22 protein-coding genes are annotated in these 22,232 nt (G+C 43.1%); 17 read left to right on the top strand and 5 right to left on the bottom strand.

The window, feature by feature from the left end; genetic code table 11:
* Positions 1-106: 106 nt before the first annotated feature.
* The 3 genes from TY49_RS15330 to TY49_RS15340 all read left to right on the top strand — a co-directional run bounded on the left by TY49_RS15330 (position 107) and on the right by TY49_RS15340 (position 2,802).
* Positions 107-1,432 (top strand): hemolysin family protein, encoded by a 1,326-nt coding sequence (locus TY49_RS15330; RefSeq protein WP_041966783.1) that lies wholly within the window; start codon positions 107-109, stop codon positions 1,430-1,432.
* Positions 1,433-1,763: 331 nt separating this feature from the next.
* Positions 1,764-2,267 carry a hypothetical protein gene (locus TY49_RS15335; RefSeq protein WP_041966784.1) on the top strand — a complete coding sequence of 168 codons (504 nt, stop codon included), beginning with the start codon at positions 1,764-1,766 and terminating at the stop codon, positions 2,265-2,267.
* Positions 2,268-2,490: 223 nt separating this feature from the next.
* Positions 2,491-2,802: a hypothetical protein gene (locus tag TY49_RS15340; protein ID WP_041966785.1), complete on the top strand. Its 312-nt coding sequence runs from the start codon at positions 2,491-2,493 to the stop codon at positions 2,800-2,802.
* A 132-nt stretch (positions 2,803-2,934) separates the two neighbouring features.
* Here the strand turns inward: TY49_RS15340 and TY49_RS15345 are convergent, their stop codons facing one another.
* The gene (locus tag TY49_RS15345) at positions 2,935-3,375 is read right to left on the bottom strand and encodes a YtoQ family protein (RefSeq protein WP_041966786.1); all 441 of its coding nucleotides are present in this window, start codon (positions 3,373-3,375) and stop codon (positions 2,935-2,937) included.
* 302 nt (positions 3,376-3,677) lie between these two features.
* On the opposite strand from TY49_RS15345, the gene TY49_RS15355 reads away from it, so the two are divergent.
* The 12 genes from TY49_RS15355 (at position 3,678) to TY49_RS15410 (ending at position 16,172) form a co-directional block, all read left to right on the top strand.
* Positions 3,678-4,655 (top strand): aldo/keto reductase, encoded by a 978-nt coding sequence (locus tag TY49_RS15355; RefSeq protein ID WP_041966788.1) that lies wholly within the window; start codon positions 3,678-3,680, stop codon positions 4,653-4,655.
* Between the two features lie 140 nt (positions 4,656-4,795).
* Entirely contained in the window at positions 4,796-5,530 is a 735-nt protein-coding gene (locus TY49_RS15360; RefSeq protein ID WP_041966789.1) for a sulfite exporter TauE/SafE family protein, read from the top strand.
* A gap of 128 nt (positions 5,531-5,658) precedes the next feature.
* Positions 5,659-6,438 carry an ABC transporter ATP-binding protein gene (locus tag TY49_RS15365; RefSeq protein ID WP_041966790.1) on the top strand — a complete coding sequence of 260 codons (780 nt, stop codon included), beginning with the start codon at positions 5,659-5,661 and terminating at the stop codon, positions 6,436-6,438.
* A 2-nt stretch (positions 6,439-6,440) separates the two neighbouring features.
* Positions 6,441-8,054, top strand: a complete 1,614-nt coding sequence (locus tag TY49_RS15370; protein WP_041966791.1) for a hypothetical protein — start codon at positions 6,441-6,443, stop codon at positions 8,052-8,054.
* A 407-nt stretch (positions 8,055-8,461) separates the two neighbouring features.
* Positions 8,462-9,028, top strand: coding sequence for a TetR/AcrR family transcriptional regulator (locus tag TY49_RS15375; RefSeq protein ID WP_041966792.1), 567 nt, complete (start codon positions 8,462-8,464; stop codon positions 9,026-9,028).
* Positions 9,029-9,096: 68 nt separating this feature from the next.
* Entirely contained in the window at positions 9,097-9,942 is an 846-nt protein-coding gene (locus TY49_RS15380; RefSeq protein ID WP_041966793.1) for an SDR family oxidoreductase, read from the top strand.
* A gap of 160 nt (positions 9,943-10,102) precedes the next feature.
* Positions 10,103-11,017 (top strand): ABC transporter ATP-binding protein, encoded by a 915-nt coding sequence (locus TY49_RS15385; protein ID WP_041966794.1) that lies wholly within the window; start codon positions 10,103-10,105, stop codon positions 11,015-11,017.
* Complete coding sequence (locus TY49_RS15390) at positions 11,014-11,964, top strand: ABC transporter permease (RefSeq protein ID WP_041966795.1); 951 nt, start codon at positions 11,014-11,016, stop codon at positions 11,962-11,964. The genes TY49_RS15385 and TY49_RS15390 overlap by 4 nt, the downstream gene beginning before the upstream one ends.
* Positions 11,965-12,227: 263 nt before the next feature.
* Complete coding sequence (locus TY49_RS15395) at positions 12,228-12,929, top strand: winged helix-turn-helix domain-containing protein (protein WP_041966796.1); 702 nt, start codon at positions 12,228-12,230, stop codon at positions 12,927-12,929.
* On the top strand, positions 12,926-14,311 hold the full coding sequence (locus TY49_RS15400; protein WP_052442202.1) for a sensor histidine kinase: 1,386 nt from the start codon (positions 12,926-12,928) through the stop codon (positions 14,309-14,311). The genes TY49_RS15395 and TY49_RS15400 overlap by 4 nt, the downstream gene beginning before the upstream one ends.
* A 137-nt stretch (positions 14,312-14,448) precedes the next feature.
* Positions 14,449-15,186: a YwaF family protein gene (locus TY49_RS15405; protein ID WP_041966797.1), complete on the top strand. Its 738-nt coding sequence runs from the start codon at positions 14,449-14,451 to the stop codon at positions 15,184-15,186.
* Positions 15,187-15,554: 368 nt separating this feature from the next.
* Entirely contained in the window at positions 15,555-16,172 is a 618-nt protein-coding gene (locus TY49_RS15410; protein ID WP_041966798.1) for an acetate uptake transporter, read from the top strand.
* A 269-nt stretch (positions 16,173-16,441) separates the two neighbouring features.
* Here TY49_RS15410 and TY49_RS15415 read toward each other — a convergent pair whose 3' ends face one another.
* Positions 16,442-17,074, bottom strand: a complete 633-nt coding sequence (locus TY49_RS15415) for a class F sortase (protein WP_041966799.1) — start codon at positions 17,072-17,074, stop codon at positions 16,442-16,444.
* A gap of 63 nt (positions 17,075-17,137) precedes the next feature.
* On the bottom strand, positions 17,138-18,484 hold the full coding sequence (locus TY49_RS15420; protein ID WP_041966800.1) for a hypothetical protein: 1,347 nt from the start codon (positions 18,482-18,484) through the stop codon (positions 17,138-17,140).
* Positions 18,485-18,653: 169 nt separating this feature from the next.
* Here TY49_RS15420 and TY49_RS15425 point away from each other — a divergent pair, with 169 nt between their 5' ends.
* The gene (locus TY49_RS15425; RefSeq protein ID WP_041966801.1) at positions 18,654-19,799 is read left to right on the top strand and encodes an NAD(P)/FAD-dependent oxidoreductase; all 1,146 of its coding nucleotides are present in this window, start codon (positions 18,654-18,656) and stop codon (positions 19,797-19,799) included.
* 23 nt (positions 19,800-19,822) lie between these two features.
* Complete coding sequence (locus tag TY49_RS15430) at positions 19,823-20,695, top strand: RNA polymerase sigma-70 factor (protein ID WP_052442203.1); 873 nt, start codon at positions 19,823-19,825, stop codon at positions 20,693-20,695.
* Between the two features lie 126 nt (positions 20,696-20,821).
* On the opposite strand, the gene TY49_RS15435 is transcribed toward TY49_RS15430, so the two are convergent.
* On the bottom strand, positions 20,822-21,562 hold the full coding sequence (locus TY49_RS15435) for an anti-sigma factor (protein WP_041966803.1): 741 nt from the start codon (positions 21,560-21,562) through the stop codon (positions 20,822-20,824).
* Positions 21,549-22,121: an RNA polymerase sigma factor gene (locus TY49_RS15440; protein WP_041966804.1), complete on the bottom strand. Its 573-nt coding sequence runs from the start codon at positions 22,119-22,121 to the stop codon at positions 21,549-21,551. The genes TY49_RS15435 and TY49_RS15440 overlap by 14 nt, the downstream gene beginning before the upstream one ends.
* Positions 22,122-22,232: the final 111 nt, after the last annotated feature.

Genomic DNA, 22,232 nt, shown 5'->3' on the forward strand with positions numbered 1-22,232 from the left:
AAATCTTACTTGGGGTGTTTCCGCTGATGTAGGATGCTTCCATTGGCAATGGTTTGAAAATCTTTGATACAATTAAAGAAATGAAAAATTTGGAGGTTGATCCCTTTTGGGAATCGAGATAGTGGTGTTATTGATCCTGATTGTACTGAATGCTTTTTTTGCCGCATCAGAGATTGCGTTAATTTCGTTGAATGATAATAAAATAAAATTGATGGCAGACAGTGGGAATCGAAAAGCGAAAATGCTGTATAATCTAACTGCCGAACCAAGCCGGTTTTTGGCCACCATCCAGATTGGTATTACTCTAGCAGGCTTCCTGGCGAGTGCGTTCGCAGCTGAAAGCTTTGCTGGCAGGATGGCAGTATTCTTGAACGAAATGGGCGTCCCACTTTCACAAGGGATGCTTGAATTGATTTCTGTCATCACGATTACACTGGTGTTGTCTTATTTTACACTCGTGCTGGGAGAATTAGTCCCAAAGCGGCTTGCGCTTCAGAAAGCTGAACCGATTGCGATGTTTGCCGCTGGTCCTTTGACTGTGTTGTCCAAAATCTCCTCGCCATTCGTTAAGTTGTTGACGTTATCCACGAATGGAATTGTTCGGCTGTTCGGGGTGGATCCCAATGCGGAGAGTGAACATGTGACAGAGGAAGAGATCCGGATGATGGTTGATGTCGGCAGGGAAAAAGGAACCATACAGGATTCAGAAAAGGTTATGATTAACAATATTTTTGAATTCGATAATAAAACGGTATCTGATATCATGACACACAGGACTAATATTATCGCTCTTTCAGCTGGCACCAGCCTGAAAGAGACGGTCAAGATCGTCAACCAGGAAAAATACACAAGAATGCCTGTTTACGATGGAGACATTGATCATATCATTGGTATTCTTCATACGAAGGATTTAATCCCGTTCATCGAAGGTGTTGATCCGCAGGAGTTCAATTTGAGAAGTATGCTGCGGGAACCAAGCTTTATCCTGGAATCGATGCGGCTCGACCAATTGTTCAGAGATATGCAGAAGAGCAATATTCATATGGCCGTTGTCATTGATGAATACGGCGGAACGGATGGAATTGTGACCATTGAAGACCTGATTGAGGAAATCGTCGGCAATATCTTTGATGAGTATGATGAACCGGAACTGGACGTCGACGATATCGAACAAATTGATCAAAACCACTTTATCATGGCTGGCACCCTTAATTTGTATGAGGTAGAGGATATACTCAAAGTAGAACTTCCAAGTGCAGAGTATGATACGTTAAGCGGTTTTATCCTTGGTCAGCTTGGATATATTCCCGGCCCGAACGAACGGCCTGAGATTGAATATCAGGGAATTGTGTTCGCAGTTGCTGAAATGGATGACAGAAGGATCTCCCGTGTCCATGTGAGTATTGAAGATTCAATACCAGTAATAGAGTAGAATCATAAGTCCGTATTAATAAGAAGGATCTTTCGTTTTTTAAAATGAGAGACCTTCTTTTTTTATTTTAACTGCAGAAGGGCAGAACCTTTTCGACAGAACTACTCTCCACAGACCAGTACCTAAGTGTTCTTATCGAAGATTTTCCTCATGGCAACGACATCACTATCAACCATTTACTCACTCACAGCTCCAGCATTCCTGGATTTTTAAAGTAGTAGAGTACGAGCAGGCATTTGAGCTTATTTAGATGGCAAACGAGATGGCGGTTATAGAAGGGTTTTATGGTAGTTTGGTAGAAATATACAAATGTGAAGAGGAGGGAAAGAATATGATTAAAAAAGGATTGTTATTGATTGTTTGTTGCATTCCAATCATTACAGCTTGTAATGATACAGAAACAGTCAATCAGCTCGAGAGTGAGAAGGAAACACTAACACAGGATCTTACTGAGAATAAAATGGAGATTGATAGGTTAAATGAAAAAATATCAGAACTGGAAAAACAACTTGAAACCAATGAACAAGAAAGAGAACTGTTCTCACAATTGAGCAACCTATCAAGAGATTTCGTAAAGGCACATACTACAGGTGACAAAGAAACCCTGCAATCTCTGCTGTCTGAAGAACTTATGCTGGAGGAAAGAGACAATAAGTTATTTGTTAAAAATAACGATAATGTCGACTGGATGCTATATTCAGCTGATGATCATAAGTTGGATGATTGGGTAATTCAAGGGTTTCATTACGATAGCGAAAACAATACCTATACTGTATATATAAGAGAATTTTTAAAAGATACAAACGGTGAGCCAGTCAGCCCCCAACATTCTTGAAACTGAAATACAAATTATACAATGATCAATGGAAAGTGGATGGGGTGGAATTTGATGTATAGATGTTAAATGAATTGATGTTGCTGTGCATGGGGCAGCATTTTCATTGTAAAAAAATGAACGCAATTGCAACTGACTTAGTTTTTTATTTGGAAAATTAATTCGGGTCTCTTAAACATAAACAGGCTAGCCAGAATAAAGAATATTGAAGGGGGATAGAGTGGTGAAAGGGAAACTTTTAATTGGTATATGTCTGCTCCTTCCTATTAGCATTTTACTATTTGTAAGTCCTTATAACATGATTGACTATTTTAACGCAGAGCAGAATGTGAAGAGTATCCTGGCAGATCCGGATATTAGAGAAGAAGCTTTAGGGGAGAGGTCTGAAATAACCAATATAATCTATTTAGGTAGTAATACATATCAAGTCAAAACAGAAGAAAACACTTATATTATTGAAATGAAAAGAGATCATTCTGCACATACCATAAAGGTCTTTGAAAGTAGAAAACACGTGAAGCAATTTAATAACTAGCAGATTTGATTTTTATCGGGACGGTTCCTTTGTTTGACGGAATGTATGAACCAGTAGAACCATCCAGTGCTTTCTCATTATTATCGGTCATCCACGGAGGAAAAGCATAGGGACGCACCCTATGCTTCTGTTTCATTCATAGATATAACTGATGACATCCAACGCCTGATCAACGGTTTCTACCGTAACGTTCGCTTTATTGGATAGTTCTTTCAATGGGTGAATCAAGGATTCTGGTCTGACGATGATGGTTGGTTTGTTCATCGTGATGGCAGCGCTGGCGTCCATCGCTGTGTTCCATTGCTTGTACTTTTCGCCAAACAGCGCGATGACGATATCCGATTTTTGCATTAAAACCTGTGTCCTGAAGTTGTTAATATCAGATGCAGCGTCGTCCTTATACACATTGCCCGGTTGCTTTCCAAGGATGTCCTCGCCAATATTGTCAGAGCGATCATGGTTAGTCTGCGGTCCGACGAAGACCAAAGGCAAGTTCTTTTCCTTCGCCTTTTGTGCCACCTGATCGCGCCAATCATCGTGAATCTGACCTGCCAAATAAACCGTTAATTCCATCGTAACACCCTCCAATTGAATATATTGTAATTCAATCATATAAGACTTTACTGATAATTCAAAGGAATTAGGATGGAGTGATTTTTCGAAGGAAGATTTGGTAAAAGTTAATCCTCTATTAGGTAGTAATGCCGTTTACGTGCCACAACTTGGTGGATTTTCAAGGTTATGGGCACATAATCAAGTTAAATATGGCCTAATCTTGGTGGATTTGCGTGCAGATGGTTTCTGGCCTTACATTATCGTCTTTCCTTTTCCTATGATAGAATGTCTTGCAAAGAGTTTTAAGGAGGAATGAAGAATTGAAAAAGCTGCCTATTAATGAAAATGGATTGAATGCTTCACAGCTTGTGTTTGGATGCATGGGTCTTGGCGGAGGCTGGGACAGCAGTCCAATCGAGCTGGAACATGTCAAGCAGGCGCATGAAGCGGTGGAAGCCGCGTTAGAGTCTGGGATCAATATGTTTGACCATGCCGATATTTATACTTTGGGAAAAGCAGAGAGAGTTTTCGGGCAGGTTTTAAAAGAAAAGCCTGACCTTCGTGAGAACATCATCATCCAGTCTAAATGCGGCATTCGCTTCGGGGATGAGGCATCTGGCCTGCCCGGAAGGTACGACTTTTCAAAATCATACATCCTCGACAGTGTGGATGGCATCCTTTCAAGGCTTGGCATCGATTATCTGGACATCCTGTTACTGCACCGTCCTGATCCTCTAATGGAACCAGAGGAGGTTGGCGAAGCTTTTCATCAGCTAAAAGCCTCCGGCAAGGTGCGTTCATTTGGTGTTTCCAATATGAGTGCAGGACAGATTCGTTTGCTTCAGAAGCATACCGATGAAAAAATCATCGTCAATCAGCTGGAAATGAGCTTGAATAAAATTGGCTGGCTTGAGACAGGTGTCCATGTAAACCAGGACGCCGCGCGCCAAAACACCTTCCCTGATGGGACGCTGGAGTTTATGCAGATGGAAGGGATCCAGGTTCAGTCTTGGGGTTCACTTGCGAAAGGCCTTTATACTGGGAAAAATATTGAGAATGAAAGCGAGAGTGTCAAACAGACCGCTGCCATGGTGCAGAAGTTGGCCGAGGAGAAGCAAACAACACCAGAAGCAATTGTGCTTGCCTGGCTGATGAGACATCCAGCCGCAATCCAGCCTGTCATCGGCACCGTCAATCCAGCAAGGATCATAGCGTGCGGAGATGCAGTCAATATCAGTCTCAGCCGTGAGGAATGGTATTCATTGTATGTGAGCTCACGCGGTGTCAGACTGCCTTAAGGAATTTGTAGAGTCAGCAGAACCATTCTGCTGACTCTTTTTTTGTTGGTGTATAACTAATTCTTATCGATATTTATTGATTTTATTAAATTTTCTTATTACATATTTACAAATATAATGAATGAAGGAGGTGTTAAATTATGGATTATATCATTCTCTTTTTCATTGGTATTTTTGCGACGACGGTTGGAACTCTCGCTGGAGGTGGGGGATTGATCAGTTTGCCAGCGATGCTTGTTCTTGGCATGCCAGTCCATTCTGCGATTGCTGCGAATAAGGTTTCGAATACGGTCAGCTCCTTCTCGAGCTTTTACCATCTTTATAGAGAAAAGAAAATAACTTTTAAGGAATCATTCTGGATTATCCCTGTAAGCCTGATTGGCGGGGTGAGTGGAGGGTTCATAGCCTCAAAGATTTCAAGTGAAGACATGTATGTGGTGGCGATTGGCTTGCTAATTTTTGCTTTCTTCGCCTCATTCTTGGGGAAAGGGAGCATGTCTGGAGATCAGCCATTAAAGCCTTCTGGTAAAAGTGTTCCAGGTTTATATGCAATCGGAATTTATGATGGTCTTTTTGGGCCGGGACAAGGGACGCTTATGCTTTATTTGTTTGGTTATTTGAACATCGCCTACATCCGGGCAGTCGGATATGTCCGTCTTGCCACGTTTTCGAGCTGTTTAGGTGCAGCGATTACCTATATTTCTACCGGGGCTGTTATCTGGCCGCTGACCATTGCCTTGATGCTGGGTTCGGTGACAGGAGCGCAAATTGGCGTCAGAATTGCCAGCAAGCTGAACCCCAGCTATGTCAAACCTATATTGCGGTTGATGACAGTGGCGCTTGTTGTACAGATTTTTTTCGAAAAAGTGGTGTAGCAGGATGCCCCCTTATTTAATTGATAAGGGGGTTATTTACATAATACCCCAGATACCATTCCAGTATTTTCCTACTATGTTAGAATGATAATATGGTATTTTGAACCATTTTTAAAAGGGGGAGAGTCATGTCTTCGGAAGTATTATCAATTACCGGTTTGACTAAATCATACGGAAGCAAAGAGGTGCTGAAAGGGATAGATTTAAAGGTTGATAGAGGGGAAATCATCGGATACATAGGTCCAAACGGCGCTGGTAAAAGTACAACGGTAAAACTGATGCTGGGCCTTGAGGAAGGGTATTCTGGGAAGATTGAGATTTTTGGAGAGGATATTGCGAAGCAGGGTGAAAGCTACAAACGGAGGATCGGTTATATTCCCGAGACTTCTGAAATGTATGATTCGCTTACGGCTCAGGAGTATTTGACGTTCGTTGCTGAGCTGTATGGGATGGATTATGACGATGCGGACAGGAAAGCGAAGCAGCTGTTCGATGTGTTCGGACTGGCAGAGGTCTATCAATCCCGGATTTCTTCTTTTTCGAAAGGGATGAGGCAGAAGACGCTGATTGTATCAAGTTTCTTGCATAATCCGGATTTGCTTTTCCTCGATGAGCCGCTGACAGGTCTCGATGCAAATAGTGTGATGGTTTTTAAGGAGATTCTCGCCATGTTCGCTGGTGAAGGGAAGACGATTTTTTATTCATCCCATATCATGGACGTCGTCGAGAAGATCAGCAACCGGATTGTTTTGCTGCATGGCGGTCATATCGTTGCGAATGGCAGTTTTGAAGAATTGAAGAGTCAGAGCCAAGAGGGGTCTCTTGAGAATATCTTCAATCAGATGACCGGATTCCATGAGCATCAGGATCGTGCCTCTGAATTTGTATCCATCGTTAAGGAGGGGTGACGATGGACAATTTTTTCGTGTTAAGGCTGCTGGATGTTTTTAAGCCTTTATTTTTAAAAATGGGTGTAGATTACATGACGATGCGGCGAATTCTCCAGGTCAAGCTGACAATGGATCAGCGTCGGAAGCCGACAGTGTTCAACCAGTCAAGGAAAAAGAAGGATAAACCAGAGAAGAATGAATTCTTCAAATCGTTGTGGATGTATGGTTTCTTTGGATTGATGCTGATTCCGTTCTTATTTTTACGGGATAATTATTTGTTTCAAGTGTCGATCTTGTTCAGCATCTTTATGTTCATCATCATGACGACGCTGATTTCCGATTTTTCATCCGTTTTGCTCGACTTGCGGGATAAAAGCGTCCTTGCTACAAAACCAGTAAATTCGAAAACGGTAAGCATGGCAAAGCTGCTGCATGTGACGATTTACATGCTCTACATTACCCTGGCAACAACGTTGATTCCGTTGTTGGTCAGCCTGTTTTTCAAGGGCATCCTGTTCACCCTGTTATTCCTTGTCTCATTCGCGCTGGCGGACATTTTTATCATTGCATTCACCGCGTTGTTGTACCTGTTTATTTTGAAGTATTTTGACGGTGAAAAGCTTAAGGATATTATCAATTATGTGCAGATTGCCCTTACTGTTGGCATGATGATTGGCTACCAGGTGGTGGCGCGTTCATTTGAACTGGTGAATCTTGATTATACAATCGATTTTGCCTGGTGGCAGCTATTGCTTCCGCCGATGTGGTTTGGCGGTCTGTTCGATGTGCTGCTTGGAGGCGGCAGAAGCATCGGAAGTATGATATTGACAATTTTGGCCGTGCTTGGACCAGTTATATCGATCATTGTGTATTTGAAGATGATTCCAGACTTCGAGCGCAACCTGCAAAAACTATCGAGCCAAACTGGCAAGAAAAAAGCCAGCAACAAATGGAAGGTATTCCGTTCCTTGCACATGCTGGTTTCCAAAGATGAGCTGCCATTTTTCCGGTTCGCGAGGATCATGATGAAAAATGAGCGAGATTTCAAGCTGAAGGTCTATCCATCGCTCGGGTTTGCCGTGGTGGTTCCGTTCGTGTTCATGTTCAACAGCTATTCGATCATGAGTTTTGAGGAATTCGCTGCCAGTCGGTCCTATTTAAGCATGTATTCGATCATGCTGGTCATCCCGACGTCAGTCATCATGCTCGCGCATTCCGGTTCTCATAAAGGAAGCTGGATTTATCAGGTCGCACCAGTGAAACAGCTTGGTCTGATCAATAAAGCGGCATTGAAGGCATTTCTGTTCCAGCTGTTTTTGCCATTGTTCCTGCTCGTGTCGGTTATGTTCAGCTTTTTGTTTGGTCTGAGGATTTTGGATGATCTGGCTGCGGTATTATTCGCCGCATTGATTTATACAGCGGTGTGCTTTCTGGCAGGAGGAAAGGAGCTCGCCTTTTCACAGCCGTTCGACGCTGTCCAGCAGAGTGGCGACATCAAGGTATTTCTGCTTTTCCTCGTCATCCCTGTCTTTGTGGGACTTCACTTTTTAGCATTGAAATTGCCCTTCGGCGTGGCCGGATACGCGATTTTGATGTTTGCAGTGAATTGGGGTTTGTGGAAGATGTTGAAGTGAGGTTTGTTTTAGGTTAAAAGCTGAAGCACGGGGACGTACCCCGTGCTTTTCTTTGTGTTGAATGGGGACTCAGGAAGGTGCCTTGTGTTTTTCTTTGTGTTGAAGGGGAACTCAGGGAGGTGCCTTACTTTTCTTTGTGTTGAAGGTGAACTCAGGGAAGTGCCTTATGCTTCTCATTTGTATCGAAGTGAAACTCAGGGAATTGCCTTATGCTTCGTTTGGTATTTGCGGATTTGTGTACCGCTTTCTTTGCTTTTTTTGCAAAGTGGAGTTACCTTGTCAGTTTTTCAGTGTATTCCATTTATCGTATATAAGGTCGCGTTGAGATTCCCAAAATTGACATAATCCTGTCTGTGTAGCTAGTGTTATATGTAGACCGATTGTTATAAAATGATAGAGAGGGGTGAATGAAGATGAAGGAAACTTCAAGGGATAGATTAATCAGTGCTGCCTCGCGGTTATTCCAGCTTCAGGGTTACCATGGAACTGGTTTGAATCATATTTTGAAGGAAAGTGGCGCACCGAAGGGTTCTTTATATTATTATTTTCCTGATGGAAAGGAGCAGCTTGCGGTGGAGTCTGTTCGAATGACTGCCGAGCATGTAAGGGAGCGCATTAAACAGGGGCTTGATCAAAAAACTGACGCCATTGAAGCGATTCAAGGTTTTATCGAAAAAATGGCAGAACAATACCAGAATGATGACAGCCAAGAGGGAGTTCCAATTGCCGCTGTTGCACTTGAGACCGCGCTTTTCAACGAACCGATCAGGGAAGCATGCCAAAGCGGCTATGAGAGTTTTCAGCAGGTGTTTACCGAAAAGTTGCTTCAATCAGGCTTTGATGAAAGCAGAGCAAGGGAGCTTGGAGTCGTCATTAACAGCATGATTGAAGGAGCGTTTCTGCTATCTTTTACAAAAGGGAACAACGAACCCCTTTTACTGGCAGCTAAAAATATACCGGCACTATTGAAGTAAGTAGTGCTGGTTGTTTTTTTGAAAATATTATATAGACTGGTCTACAAAAACGAAAAGGAATGAGGAAAATGACAATATTGGTGACTGGCTTTAACGGTAAGGCAGGCTATGAGGTGGCGGAGAAATTAAAGGAAAAACAAATTCCTCTGAAATGTGCTGTCAGAAATGTGGAACAGGCAAGGGACCGTCATGAATCAAAGTTTGAATTTGTCGCTCTTGATTTTTCAAAATCAGATACGTTCAATAAGGCTTTGGATGGTATAACCGGAATCTTCCTGATGTATCCGCCCGGAGACCGAATGGAGTTTGAAACCTTTGTCACTCAGGCTGTGGAGAAAGGCGTCAGCCACATCGTCTACCTATCAGTAAAGGACGTTCAGTATATGCCCTTCATCCACCATTATAAAAATGAAAAATTAATAAAGAAGGCAGGAATTCCGTATACATTTTTGCGCGCGGGCTATTTCATGCAAAATTTAAAAGACTTTTTATATGAAGAATTGAAAGAACATAAACGGATTTTTGTCCCGGCCGGCAAGGGCAAGACCAGCTTTGTTGATGCCAGGGATATTGCCGAAGTGGCTGCGATTGCCCTGAGCAACCCAGAAGAGTACAAAAATAAGAATTATGTCATTACCGGAAAAGAAGCACTCGATTTTTATGAAGTTGCCAGGATCATGTCCGAAGTGATGAATATTAAGGTTGAGTATTCGAATCCTTCAGTGAAAGCATTCAAAAATTACATGACTTCCAAAGGTAACGATGAAAGCTTTATCAATGTCGTTGCCGGCATTCATATTCCTACTAAGCTGGGTCTTGCAAAAGGCATAAATAATGATTTTGAAAAGGTAACGGGAAGGAAGCCATCCGATATCAGGCAATATATTGAGGATTATAAAGAAGTGTGGGTTTAGATTTTTAAAAACATCTGTGAAAGTAAATGATAGAGAATGACCAAATGGTCGCTCTCTTTTTTTGTGCTATTGCTCATTTTAATACTTTATTAATAATTTCATAAGAGCATTTTAGGGATTCGCTGACAGAATAGAGTTTGTGAAAGGGAGGCAATGATCTATGAAAAAACCGATTGTTGAGATAAAGAATTTAAAGAAAGTGATTGGAGATAAAACGATCATCCATGGGATCAGCATGGATGTTTTTCCGGGTGAGGTGTTTGGGTTTCTTGGGCCTAACGGTGCGGGGAAGACGACGACGATCCGGATGATGGTTGGGTTGATGGGCATTACGGAAGGCGAAGTGCTAATCAATGGATTTAGCATCGAGAAGAACTTTGAAAAGGCAATTTCGCATGTAGGCGGGATCATTGAAAACCCTGAGATGTACAAGTTCCTCTCTGGTTATGATAATTTGCTGCAATACGCGCGGATGCTGCCGGATCCTGTGAAAAAGGAAAGAATCGATGAAATCGTGAAGCTGGTAGGGCTGGAAAAAAGGATTCATGAAAAGGTTAAGGGCTATTCACTGGGAATGAGGCAGAGGCTTGGACTGGCACAGGCGCTATTGCATTCGCCAGCTTTACTCATCCTCGATGAGCCGACAAATGGCCTTGATCCTGCTGGAATCAGGGAAATCCGCACTTATATCCGAAAGATCGCCCATGAAGAAGGGATCGCCGTCTTTGTATCCAGCCATATGCTTTCGGAAATGCAGCTAATGTGTGACCGGATTGGCATTATCCAGGATGGACATCTGGTCAGCGTGGAAACAGTCGGAGACTTTGTCGGAGAAAAGGTGAATACGGTACTTGAAATTGAACCGATTGAAAAAGCCAGGGAGTTTGTTGAACAGACGTTTCCTGAGCTCAATCCAAAGGTGAATGGAGCTAAGCTGTTTGTTTCAGCCAGCCGTGAGAAAGTTCCATCCCTGGTAAAGGTGCTTGCGGAAAATGAATTTGAGATTTATCAGGTTTCTTCGGAAAATAGTACGCTGGAGGAAAAATTCCTGGAAATGACGGAGGGAACTAAATGAGCCATTTTTTCAGACTGATTCATAATGAAAACGTAAAAATTTATAAACGCATGGGAACATGGGTGATGATTGGAATCCTCGTACTCGTCGTTGCCCTTGTTGGCGCTTTTACAAAGTTTGTCCTGGACCCTGGCAGCAATGCTGACTGGAAGTCACAGCTGACCGCTGAAAATGCGCAATTGACTGAGAGTCTGGAAACAGCACCGATGCTTGAAGCGCAAAAGCGATTGTTAAAAGAAAGAATTGCCCTGAATGAATACCGGGTTGAACATGATCTGGCGCCAATGGAACGGGATTCACTTTGGGGCTATATGGTTGATGCGACGACATTCACCGGGATTGCGGCCTTGTTTACAATTGTGATTGCTGCGGGGATGGTAGCAAGTGAATTTTCCTGGGGGACAGTGAAGCTGCTGCTGATTCGACCTGTGAGCAGAACGAAGGTGCTTCTTGCCAAGTATGCTTCGACCTTGTTGTTCGCAGTTTTGATGCTTGTTTTATTATTCAGCACTTCTTTCCTGTTTGGCATGATCTTTTTCGGATTCACCGGGGCGGAAACTCCGTATCTTTCTTATAGCAATGGCAGGGTTGTACAGCAGAATATGGTCACACACATCATTGAGCTGTTTGGATTCAGGAGCATTGATTTGATTATGATGGTCACTCTGGCTTTCATGATTTCGACTGTATTCCGCAGCAGCTCGCTCGCCATCGGGATCTCTTTGTTCCTAATGTTCACGGGCCCGCAGATTGTCCAGCTTTTAAGCCAGTACGACTGGGTAAAATACATCCTATTTGCCAACACGGACCTTCAACAGTACACAACGGGGACACCGCTGGTTGAAGGAATGACAATGACATTCTCGATCGTGATGCTGCTGATTTATTTCGGGCTGTTTGCTTTTCTATCACTGTTCATTTTTAACAAGCGTGACGTTGCAGCTTAAGCTTGACTATGTTATGAAAGAGGAAACCGCATTTGTGGTTTCCTTTATTTTTAAGGCTCTTTTCTCAAACTTTGTTGCTATTGACTACAAAATAGGATTAAATAACCTATGTTTCTTCACATTATTAAAAATTATTAGGAGAAAAGAGCTTGCACACTTAATACCGAACTACAAAATAGATACTTTCACGTTAAAATCGGCTTTAGGATTTTAACAACAATCTTTACGAAAACAGCCATTTTAAAAATAGGACGGTACCCATCATGGAAGAAGATTTGATTTTAATTGTTGAAGATGAACGGGAAATTGCCGAGCTTGTCAGTGATTATCTGGAAGCGGAAGGATACCGCAGTATTCTGGCTTTCGATGGGCTTGACGGATTGAATCAATTTATTGAACATCGGCCCACGGTGGCAGTGCTCGATGTCATGCTGCCAAAAATGGACGGAATCGAGCTTTGCCGCAGAATCAGGGCGGAGTCGAACATTCCGATTATCATCATGAGCGCAAAGAAAAGTGATACCGACAAGATTATCGGTCTCGGAATTGGTGCCGATGATTATGTCACTAAACCGTTCAGTCCGGGGGAGCTTGTCGCCAGGATTAAAGCCCAGCTAAGACGGTTTAAGCACTTGTCAGTCCCGAAGGAAACTGAAAATAAGATTAGATATCCTGGACTTGAAATTAATTTGAAAGAATATACCGTACATGCGGAAGGAAGGCTGATCGAACTTTCCGCAAAAGAGTTCCAGCTGCTCGCCTTCATGGCAGCCAATAAAGGACAGGTGTTTACAAAAGAACAGCTGCTCGAAAACGTTTGGGGCTATAAGCATGTCGGCGATAGTAACACGATCACCGTTTATGTTAGGAAGCTTCGCGAGAAAATGGAAGTTAACCCGTCAGAACCACGGTTTATCAAAACTGTCTGGGGAATCGGTTATAAGTTCGATGGTGGCAGCCAATGAGATGGGGGCTGAAACCGCGATTGATCCTCGCTTTTGTCAGCATTATCATTTTGCCGATTGCGGCAGCGATTTTGTTCATGACCTTTTATTCGGCAGGTATGGAAGAGCGGGCAGGCAAGAGCGAAGATGAACTCGACTTGCTATTGTCAGAGGTTAAGACAACGATTAATGAGAATGCTCAGTACCTTGAGGATCCAGATCTTTTTTACGAAAACGTGAGGCCGTTGATGCAAAAATACCAGATTGGATTGACTGTTTATTCCTCAGAGGGGGAGACTTTATTCAACTCTTCGGGGTATCAAAAAAGGCAGGAAGAATCCATATGGCTGGACCGGTTGGGAAAGCTTAATGTTGACGTGCTGACACAGGAGCAAGGCGAGTTGTCTGCGGAAATCCAGGCTCATTCTCTCACCGTTCCTCCATTTAGTCAGTTCAAAGAAATGATTTATGCCATCCTGGGAGCGATTGGGATTGGCCTGGCGGTACTGCTTGCGCTGATTTTACTATGGACATGGTATATTTCCAAGACGATTCTCCAGCCTTTGAAGGAAATATATCAGGCGACAGAAGAAGTGATTGAGGGGAATTTGGATTATAAGATCAGGTATGGAAAGCAGGATGAAATCGGCAGGTTCATCCATGGCTTTGACTTGATGCGTGACCACTTAAAAAAATCGATTGAGCAGCAGCAGCAATATGAACGGGCTCGTAAGCAATTGATCGCGAGCATCTCCCATGACTTAAGGACACCGCTTGCCTCGATCAAGGGCTATGTGGAAGGATTGGAAGACGGCATTGCCAAGAATGAGGAAATGCAGAAGAAGTATTATTCAGTCATCAAATCAAAGACAAACCAGCTGGACAGGCTGATTGAAGACTTGTTTGAGTTCTCGAAGTTTGAGCTCGAGCAGCTCTCAATTGATAAGAATCTTGTGAACAGTCGCGAGTTTTTCCAGGAGGCTTTTCATAATGCGCAATTGGACTATCAGGGGGTAGAACTCGTGCTTGCTGAGCCAATTCCGGCTGTCAGTCTGAAAATAGATAGCGGCAGAATAAAGCAAGTTATGGCGAACTTGGTTGATAATGCAGTCAAGTACGGCGGGACGAATATCCTGTTGAAAGTAGACAACCAGGGCGGATATCTTCAAATCAGCATTAAGGATAATGGACAAGGAATTGCAGAAGAAGATCTGCCATTCATATTCAATCCATTTTTCCGCGGTGAAAAGTCGCGTTCAAGGGAATCAGGCGGTACCGGGCTGGGTCTTGCGATCGTCAAATATATCGTCGAAGCGCACGGTGGAGAGATTCACGCTGAAAGCCAGCCAGGAAAAGGCAGCGAATTTACTTTTACATTGCCTTTGTATCTGAGACAGAAGTGAAGCATGGGGACGTACCCTGTGCTTTTTTTTGTATACTGCCTCTCCTGTTTTTGGACGAAAACCTGTGTTCAACCAATGTTCTCGCGCATACATTTATAGTTAACAGCATTTTAAATGTACAGCGAGGTGATGACATCATGTTTTCTGTTACGGGAATGCAGGGGTTTGAATTGCTTTCTGCTGAGCACCTGGTTACCCTGGGACTTTTCTTTGGTGTTTGTCTTGGGTTGGTGCTATTACGAAACCAAATCAGGCCGCACAAAAATGTTTTGAAATGGATCATATTTTGGACTCTGGTGGCGTGCCAGGTTTCTCATCAGTTATGGCTCATCCTGACCGGGCAATGGCAAATCGGTGACCTTCCTTTACACATGTGTTCGCTCAGCTCCTTTCTGGCGATGTACTTGTTTTTAAGAAAGAGTGTGAAAGGATTTTATGTACTTTACTTCATTGGCACCTTGCCAGCAGTTTTAGCCATGGTTACACCTGAAATGTCTTACACCTTTCCTCATTTCGACTATATTGAATACTTCCTCAACCACTCAGCCATTCCGATTGCCGCATTATATTTCATCCTTTTCGAAGACTACAGAGTTCCCCGCAAAGCCATTCTATTCACTTATCTTGTCGTGAACATTATTGCCGTTCCCATCTTCATTTTCAATTTCCTGTTTGATACGAACTTCTTCTATTTGGCGAGTCCGACAGAAGCCAAGACAATCCTATCTTTCTTTGGCAGCGGCATCATGTATTATCTGAACCTTGAAGTTGGGGCACTGATTGTTTTCAGTATCACATATATCCCGATGTGGCAGCTGATCAAGAGAGAGAACCGAAGACGGCTGGTTGGAGTGTATCATAAGCAGGATAATTAGCTCTGTAAAATAAACATCCTGGAACTTTCTGTTAGGACTCAGTATAGTTGTTGAATTGGATTTTTAGGGTTATCTTCGTTTTCATCTTGCGAACAAGCTGGTAGAAGTAATCAAAGGAGGCGGATATAACATAATCCGTCTCTTTTTCAGTTGTTGTACCAAGCTGAGCCCATTCACATTCGCTAGAGTTCCTCGATTTGTTTCAAATGACAAATAAATCATATTGACTCGTACACTTGAATCCTGTAAAGTACAAAAGTATGTTTTTTGAAATGTAGAAAGTAGGCAACTCGCCTTGAAAATTGTCTAGCTCCAGCGCCTGTCGGGGCAGACCAAGGCGTTTGCGCATTTATTTATAGGAGGCAGAAATGGATACTCAAAATCAAACACAGATTAAAATTACAACAGCGGATCCATCAGCGCTAGGTTTGTTTGGACTAGCCATGGTTACATTAGTTGCGTCGTCCCAGAAACTTGGATTCACAGATGGCGTATCACTCATCATCCCTTGGGCAATTTTCCTTGGTGGACTAGCACAGCTTTATGCTGCGATTCTTGATGGCAAGCATAATAATATATTTGGAATGACAGCTTTCGGCGCGTTCGGACTCTTCTGGTTCGGTGTTGGAACTTCCTGGCTGATTCAACTCGGATTTTTCGGAGAAAGCCTTGCAGCTGACGGCGATGTGAAGCAATTGGGAATGGCCTTCATCGGCTATTTGATTTTCAGTGTCTTCATGACGATTGGAGCCCTGGAAACGAATAAAGTCTTATTCTTCATTTTCGTATTGATCGACTTCTTATTTATTGGACTATCATTAAGTTCATTTGATATCTTCCATGAGGCGTCGCATATGCTGGCAGCCGTAGCTGAACTGGGAATTGCGATTCTTTCATTCTACGGCTCAGCAGCAAATGTGCTGAACACCCACTTTGGAAGAGTTGTCCTGCCAATTGGCAAGCCGTTCGGGATTTTTAAGAAATAAGGGAAAAGCACTAAGCATGACTGCTTAGTGCTTTTTTTTTCGAAAAAAAGAAAGAGAGGGGCGAAGGGTGAAACTAAAATGGGTGTGATGCGTTCGGTGATGGGAGTATATAAAAAATGCCTGGAGTTTCTCCAAGCATTTTTCTTGGCTAATTTACTCGCCGAATTGCTTGCTGATTCTAGAGTGAATCTTGTGAGAAGGGCATGGTTAGTTCAATATTTTTATTTTAAAGCCGAACTAACTTTGGCTTCAAAAAGCAGTTTTATGCATCAGAGACTATCCTTCTTTTCTTCAACCAATTTGGTATATATTACGGTCCGTTCAGCCCGTTCGGTTGTTTCGGGGTCATAGTCACCGCTGCAGGTAATCAGGTTGAGGGTGCTTGCAAATGTGAAGCCGAAAATATCTTCAATTGGTGCATCCAGACGCGGAAAGGTTTTTTGGTCGTAGACTTCGAAGGTCAGTGTCTGGCCATCAGTGTCCGTTAACATGATTTTGTCGCCATTTTTCAGTTTGTGAAGGTCATAGAAAATAGCAGGGCTCGTCAGATCGTCTACATGTCCTGCGAGGACTGCATTTCCTGGAGCTCCAGGTAATGTACCGGGCTCATACCAGCCAACATTGTCAGGATCTTTCGGAACATCCATGCGACCGTCCTTCAAGGTGCCTACTTGTTCAATCCTGGTTTTGACATTGATCGCAGGAATTTCAATTGTCGCAGGGATGATTCCTGTCCGATTATCTTTAATGATTTCAATCTTGGATTCTGAGGAAGGAGCAGCTACAGAAGCCGTTTGCTCCTGATTATTAGGAGCCTGGGTTCCTTCTGCCGTTTCAGCACCCGACTGGCTTGAGCAGCCCGCCAGTATCATTGCAGCAATCATTACATAGAGTTTTTTCAAGTGGATCACCTCAGTAAAAAGACAGAAGAGAGAAGGGACAGTGCCTTCTCTCAATCTGGCTTATTATTTTTTGTCAGCAGCCAGACGGCGAATTGTTACGAATCCTGCAGCGACTAACGCTAGAATGGCTGAAATCAGAATCGCCTCAAACGGAAGTCCTTGTGAAGCGGTACCGCCCAAACCAGTCTTTGGCATTTCGCTTGGCATTTCAGCGTTGAACTTGTCAGGGAATTGGTCTACGATTGCTCCTGAAAGACCTTTTGATGTTCCAAACATATGTCCATAAGCTTCCCTTACTGCAGGGTAGGTGCTTGCATAATCTTCAGCTGTGTAGGTATCGAAAGCTTTGATCAACTGATCCACATGCATTTGCAATCCTTCTGCCAGGGCATCTGCAGGAAGTCTGCCATCTGTGGCTGTTTCGAGGAACTTCGAGAATTCAGTTTTATACTGGGCAAGAGCGGCAAGGGCTGCTTTTTTGCCTTCTTCATCGTTTGCGCCGGTCGCTTTTACATAATCAACAAAGTTGCCAATATGGGCAGCCCACATCTGTTTGAATTGCGCGCCAGCTTCGTCGCCATATACAGATGCAATCGCAGCACTCAAGTCATCGGTATTGGCAGAAAGAGCCGCGGCTGATGCTTCAAAGTCCTTTGAACCATCAATGCCATTTTGCATCGCTGTAACGGCCAGACCTGCATGCTCGGACAATAGATAGTTTAAGTCTGATCGTAAATCAGCTGCCGGAGTGACGGCCTTGTGGTTTTCAAATTTATCCGGGAACTGCATGACGATCGCATTGGACAGGCCTTTGCTCACCATGTACATATGATGGATCGCTTCACGTTCGTATTCATACGCTTTTTCATAATCGCCTTCGACATAAGCATTGAAGGCTCCGACCAGCTGATCGACGTGCATTTGCAATCCATCAGCAAGGGCATCCGCTTCAAGGCGTTTTTCTGTTGCGGTGGAAAGGAAATTAGAGAAGTCTTCTTTGTATTGCGCCAGTTCATCTAGGGCGGCTTTCTTTGCTGCTTCGTCATTCCCCGCAGTTCCTTTGACATAGTCGACAAAGAAACCAATGTGAGCAGACCACATATCCTTGAATTTCGCACCTGCTTCATCTCCATATACAGATGCAATCGCAGCGCTTAAATCTTCAGTGTTTCCTTGAAGGGCAGCGGCGGATTGTTCAAAATCTTTCGTGCCATCGACACCTTTTCTCATCGTATCAACTGCTAAATAAACATGTTCGCTAAGGAGTTGGTCAAGGGTAGCTCTTAAATCAACTGCTGAATTTGATACTGTAGGTTTTGCATGATCGTGTGCTGAAGCTGAGTTTGCTGCAACAGGCAATAAGAGGGATAGGCTAAGTGGTACGGCAATCGCTGCTTTTTTAAAATTCATTTTGAAATCTCTCCTTTGTTTTTGTTTTCACTATGCTAACGGGAGAAAATTCAGGATGGATCACTTTTGGGTGAATTTTTTTAAAAAATTTTTAAAAAGTAGATGAAGTGGTCACAAAATGGCTCCATTAATCGTTATGAAAGTACAACGACCAAGGGAGGAAAGGACAATGACTAAGCTGAGAACGATTGTGATTATTGGAGGGGGATACGCAGGAATAAATTTGATAGCTGCACTTAAGAAAGAGTTGAATAAAAAAATCAGGGTGATATTGGTTGATAAAAATGACTATCATTTTAAGAAGGTAAAGTTATTTAAAGGGATTGTTAACGAAGATGTCTCGAAACTACGTATCCCGCTTAAACAGTATTGCGGAAATATTCATTTTATCCAGGGGGAACTTATTGGTCTCAATCCTGAAGCGAAAACCCTCCTCATTTCTGGGATTGACGGAACGCCATTTCAGCAGGGATACGACCAATTGGTACTTGCTCTGGGAAGTGTACTTCGTAATGATGATCCTGACCGTGGAGGCGTACCGCTCGTTAGCCTGGAAAATGCCCGGGAAATTCGGCAACAGCTATTAAAAATTACAGATTCGCCCAATAGCAATATTCGCCTGGCGATTGCGGGAAGCGGAATTACAGGTATTGAAACCGCAGCAGAAGTAAATTCATGGCTCAAAGATGAAACGGTAAAAAGGAGAATATCTAAGAATATAGAATTAGTTCTTATTAACGCTTCGCAGAGATTATTGGAGGAAGCTCCAGTAAAAGTCAGTTCAAGGCTTGAAAGAAGGCTTAAAGAACACGGAATCCAAATAATCCATAATGCAGTGGCTGAAAAATTCGCTGATGGTGAAGTATGTTTAACTGATGGATCCAAACTGGATGCAGATTTTTGTATTTGGACTGTCGGATTAAAGCCTTGTCCCAGTCTTTCTGTATTGGATGTTCCCCTCACTGACGACGGGAAAATAAAAGTCGATCCCTGGTATCGCCTTGTTGGCAGCGAAGATATTTATGGGATTGGAGACTGCGTTCATGCAGTGGATTCAAATAGTGGTATGGCCGCAGGTATGAGCTGTAAAGAAGCCATTTCACAGGCGGAACGACTGGCTAAAATTTTGAAAGCGAATATGGATGGAAATACAGCGCCTGCCCATCAGAACTTTCCCGATTTTCTCAGTATTGGACTGGGGCCAGACGACGGTTTTGTGTGGGCACAAAAATGGGGAATAGATGTTGTCTTTTGTGGGAAGCCTGCCAGCAAAATCAGAGAGTATACATGGGAGCTGGCGAGTAAGATCAACTGAGGTATGTGATGGGGAGTGTGGAGTTGGAGGATCTATATTCAGGGTATCAACCGCTGCTTTTTTCGATTGCTTACCGAATGCTCGGCAGTGTATCAGATGCAGAAGATATCGTACATGATGTGTACCTGCAGATAAGTGAAAAGACGATTGAACAGGTGGAAAATAAAAAGGCTTATCTGTGTAAAATGGTGACAAACAGATGTATTGATTTTTTCAAATCAGCGAGGTATAAGCGTGAAGTCTATATTGGTCCTTGGCTTCCTGAGCCTCTGATTTTAAAGGATCATGACCCAATCTCGGAGGTTATGAACCAGGAAGCCATTTCGTTTGCCTTTTTGCTTTTACTTGAGAAGTTGAATCCTATTGAGAGAGCCGTATTCGTTCTTAGACAAGTACTAAGATACGATTACAAGAAGATTTCGCAGATTGTCGACCGAAGCGAACCTAATTGCCGAAAAATTTTCAGTCGGGTAAATAACCAATTTCCTTTAAAAGAAGAGACAGAAGGAAAACCTGAACCGAAAAACAAGGAGATGATTCAGGCATTCGTCTCTGCCTTATATCAGGGGAACATTCAGAAGCTGGAGGAATTATTAGGTAAAGAAGTGACCCTGTATTCAGATGGCGGAGGAAACGTCTACGCAGCCTTAAAGCCAATCATTTCAAAGGACCTGGTTACCCGCTTTATTTTAAACATCATGAAGCAAAACCACCATGCTGATGAACCGGCAGTGGTTAAAATGGTCAATGTAAATGGTGAGTGTGGCCTTCTGGTAAAGGGTATGGATAATATCCTGACTGTCATCAGCTTCCATGTCAAAAACGATCAAATAGCAGATATCTATATTGTCAGGAATCCTGAAAAATTAAAGCATGTGTCCTTGGAATCCTATTAACATTCAGGCTTATTTTTTCAGAAAGGCCGGGGGGGGATTTAAGCATTTGTTATGGCATAGTGATTAAAAATGCAAAAAGAAGAGCCTGAACGGGCAGGTAAATTACCGTTCAGGCTCTGTTTCATTTTAAAGCTGTGAAGCTAAAACAATGTCACCCTTTGGCTGCTGGCTGTCAGGAGTAGGTTCGAGTGTAACTGCGATGGTAGTCCAATTGTGCTCACCTTCGTAATTAACCGAGTATGTTACGGCACCTTTTCCTTCCGTGTTGGTGCGGAATGTTCCCGCCCTGAACTTTTCGCCGGCTTCATCGATCAGCCAAACCTGGTAGGCTTCATTGCCAGTTAAAGGCTTGAGATTGCTTGCCTGGACAACAAGGGCCATTCCTTCTTCTTTTTTGATCATGGCTGCTTCCGCGGTTCCTTCATATCCCTCCGAAACCGCCAATTGAACCTGCTTTACGATTTCATCCGTTCCTTCCCGCGGTGGGTTGCTGATTTCCTGGCCATTTTGGTTCAAATAAAAGTATGCGTTAGCCGATAAGGAGAGAAGCAATGACGCGGCCAGAAGCGGCTGAAGCCATCTGTAATTCCGGCGTTTGGATTCCTTTATTACTATTGGTGTTTCAGTTTCTTCAGGTACTTCACTCTCTTCAAAAACGGAAGCAAGGATTCGGTCCTTCATTCCTTCATTCGGCTCGGTCAGTTCTGCTGAAAAAGGGAGATCAGCTGTCAGCATATTCAGTTCCTGCAACTCATCCCGGCAATCTTTGCAAGTGGCTAGATGATGCTCAAACTGTGATTTTTCTTCGTCTGTCAGTGTGTCATTAAAATAATCCAGTAAACATTCACATGTCTTATGTTCGGTCATAGCTATGATCCCTCCCTTCCTTGATTCCGCCGATTTTTTTATGAAGATGCTTAAGTGCCAATCGTATTCGCCCTTTTACCGTCCCAAGAGGGATCTCGAAAGTATCAGCGATTTTTTGCTGTGAAAGTCCTTTAAAATAAAAGAGTTCAACAATTTGCTTCTGTTCTTCAGCAAGTTGATTGATGGCTGTCCTGATCTCATGGCGTTTTTCTTTCCACTCTGCCACTTCTTCCACCGAAGGCCCGGAGGATTTCAAAGCATCACGATCCTCAAGCTCCACATGATTATCATCCTTTTTACGCAGACAATCAATTGCAGCATATCTGGTAACGGTCAGGATCCAGGAAGAGAATTTTCCTTTCGTATCATCATATATTCCTGGTTTCGTCCACAGTTTAAGGAAAACATCCTGTACGATTTCCTCTGACAGATCACGCCTGCCAGTCATCCTGTATGCGAACGAAAACAGAAGCTTTTCATATCGGTCATATAAGATTTCAAGTGCCCGTTTATCTTTAGCCTGCAAGCGGGCATAAAGCTCGATATCATGTTCGCTCATCACTTTCTCCTTCTATATGTATTTTGTAACATCATAACCTATTTATTTAAAGATGTAATTTTAGAGTCTGCTAAGCTAACGGGTCAATTGAAGGTAAGGATCATACCAATC

Origin of the sequence: Mesobacillus selenatarsenatis SF-1 (genome assembly GCF_000813125.1) — a bacterium.
In the GTDB taxonomy this organism is placed as follows: domain Bacteria; phylum Bacillota; class Bacilli; order Bacillales; family Cytobacillaceae; genus Mesobacillus; species Mesobacillus selenatarsenatis.

Coding starts and splice junctions, on each gene's coding strand:
- TY49_RS15420 (WP_041966800.1), bottom strand. CDS start 18,484: ATGAATTTTAAAAAAGCAGCGATTGCCGTACCACTTAGCCTATCCCTC.
- TY49_RS15400 (WP_052442202.1), top strand. CDS start 12,926: ATGAGATGGGGGCTGAAACCGCGATTGATCCTCGCTTTTGTCAGCATT.
- TY49_RS15370 (WP_041966791.1), top strand. CDS start 6,441: ATGGACAATTTTTTCGTGTTAAGGCTGCTGGATGTTTTTAAGCCTTTA.
- TY49_RS15365 (WP_041966790.1), top strand. CDS start 5,659: ATGTCTTCGGAAGTATTATCAATTACCGGTTTGACTAAATCATACGGA.
- TY49_RS15440 (WP_041966804.1), bottom strand. CDS start 22,121: ATGAGCGAACATGATATCGAGCTTTATGCCCGCTTGCAGGCTAAAGAT.
- TY49_RS15435 (WP_041966803.1), bottom strand. CDS start 21,562: ATGACCGAACATAAGACATGTGAATGTTTACTGGATTATTTTAATGAC.
- TY49_RS15360 (WP_041966789.1), top strand. CDS start 4,796: ATGGATTATATCATTCTCTTTTTCATTGGTATTTTTGCGACGACGGTT.
- TY49_RS15385 (WP_041966794.1), top strand. CDS start 10,103: ATGAAAAAACCGATTGTTGAGATAAAGAATTTAAAGAAAGTGATTGGA.
- TY49_RS15375 (WP_041966792.1), top strand. CDS start 8,462: ATGAAGATGAAGGAAACTTCAAGGGATAGATTAATCAGTGCTGCCTCG.
- TY49_RS15345 (WP_041966786.1), bottom strand. CDS start 3,375: ATGGAATTAACGGTTTATTTGGCAGGTCAGATTCACGATGATTGGCGC.
- TY49_RS15395 (WP_041966796.1), top strand. CDS start 12,228: ATGGAAGAAGATTTGATTTTAATTGTTGAAGATGAACGGGAAATTGCC.
- TY49_RS15390 (WP_041966795.1), top strand. CDS start 11,014: ATGAGCCATTTTTTCAGACTGATTCATAATGAAAACGTAAAAATTTAT.
- TY49_RS15380 (WP_041966793.1), top strand. CDS start 9,097: ATGACAATATTGGTGACTGGCTTTAACGGTAAGGCAGGCTATGAGGTG.
- TY49_RS15410 (WP_041966798.1), top strand. CDS start 15,555: ATGGATACTCAAAATCAAACACAGATTAAAATTACAACAGCGGATCCA.
- TY49_RS15335 (WP_041966784.1), top strand. CDS start 1,764: ATGATTAAAAAAGGATTGTTATTGATTGTTTGTTGCATTCCAATCATT.
- TY49_RS15425 (WP_041966801.1), top strand. CDS start 18,654: ATGACTAAGCTGAGAACGATTGTGATTATTGGAGGGGGATACGCAGGA.
- TY49_RS15405 (WP_041966797.1), top strand. CDS start 14,449: ATGTTTTCTGTTACGGGAATGCAGGGGTTTGAATTGCTTTCTGCTGAG.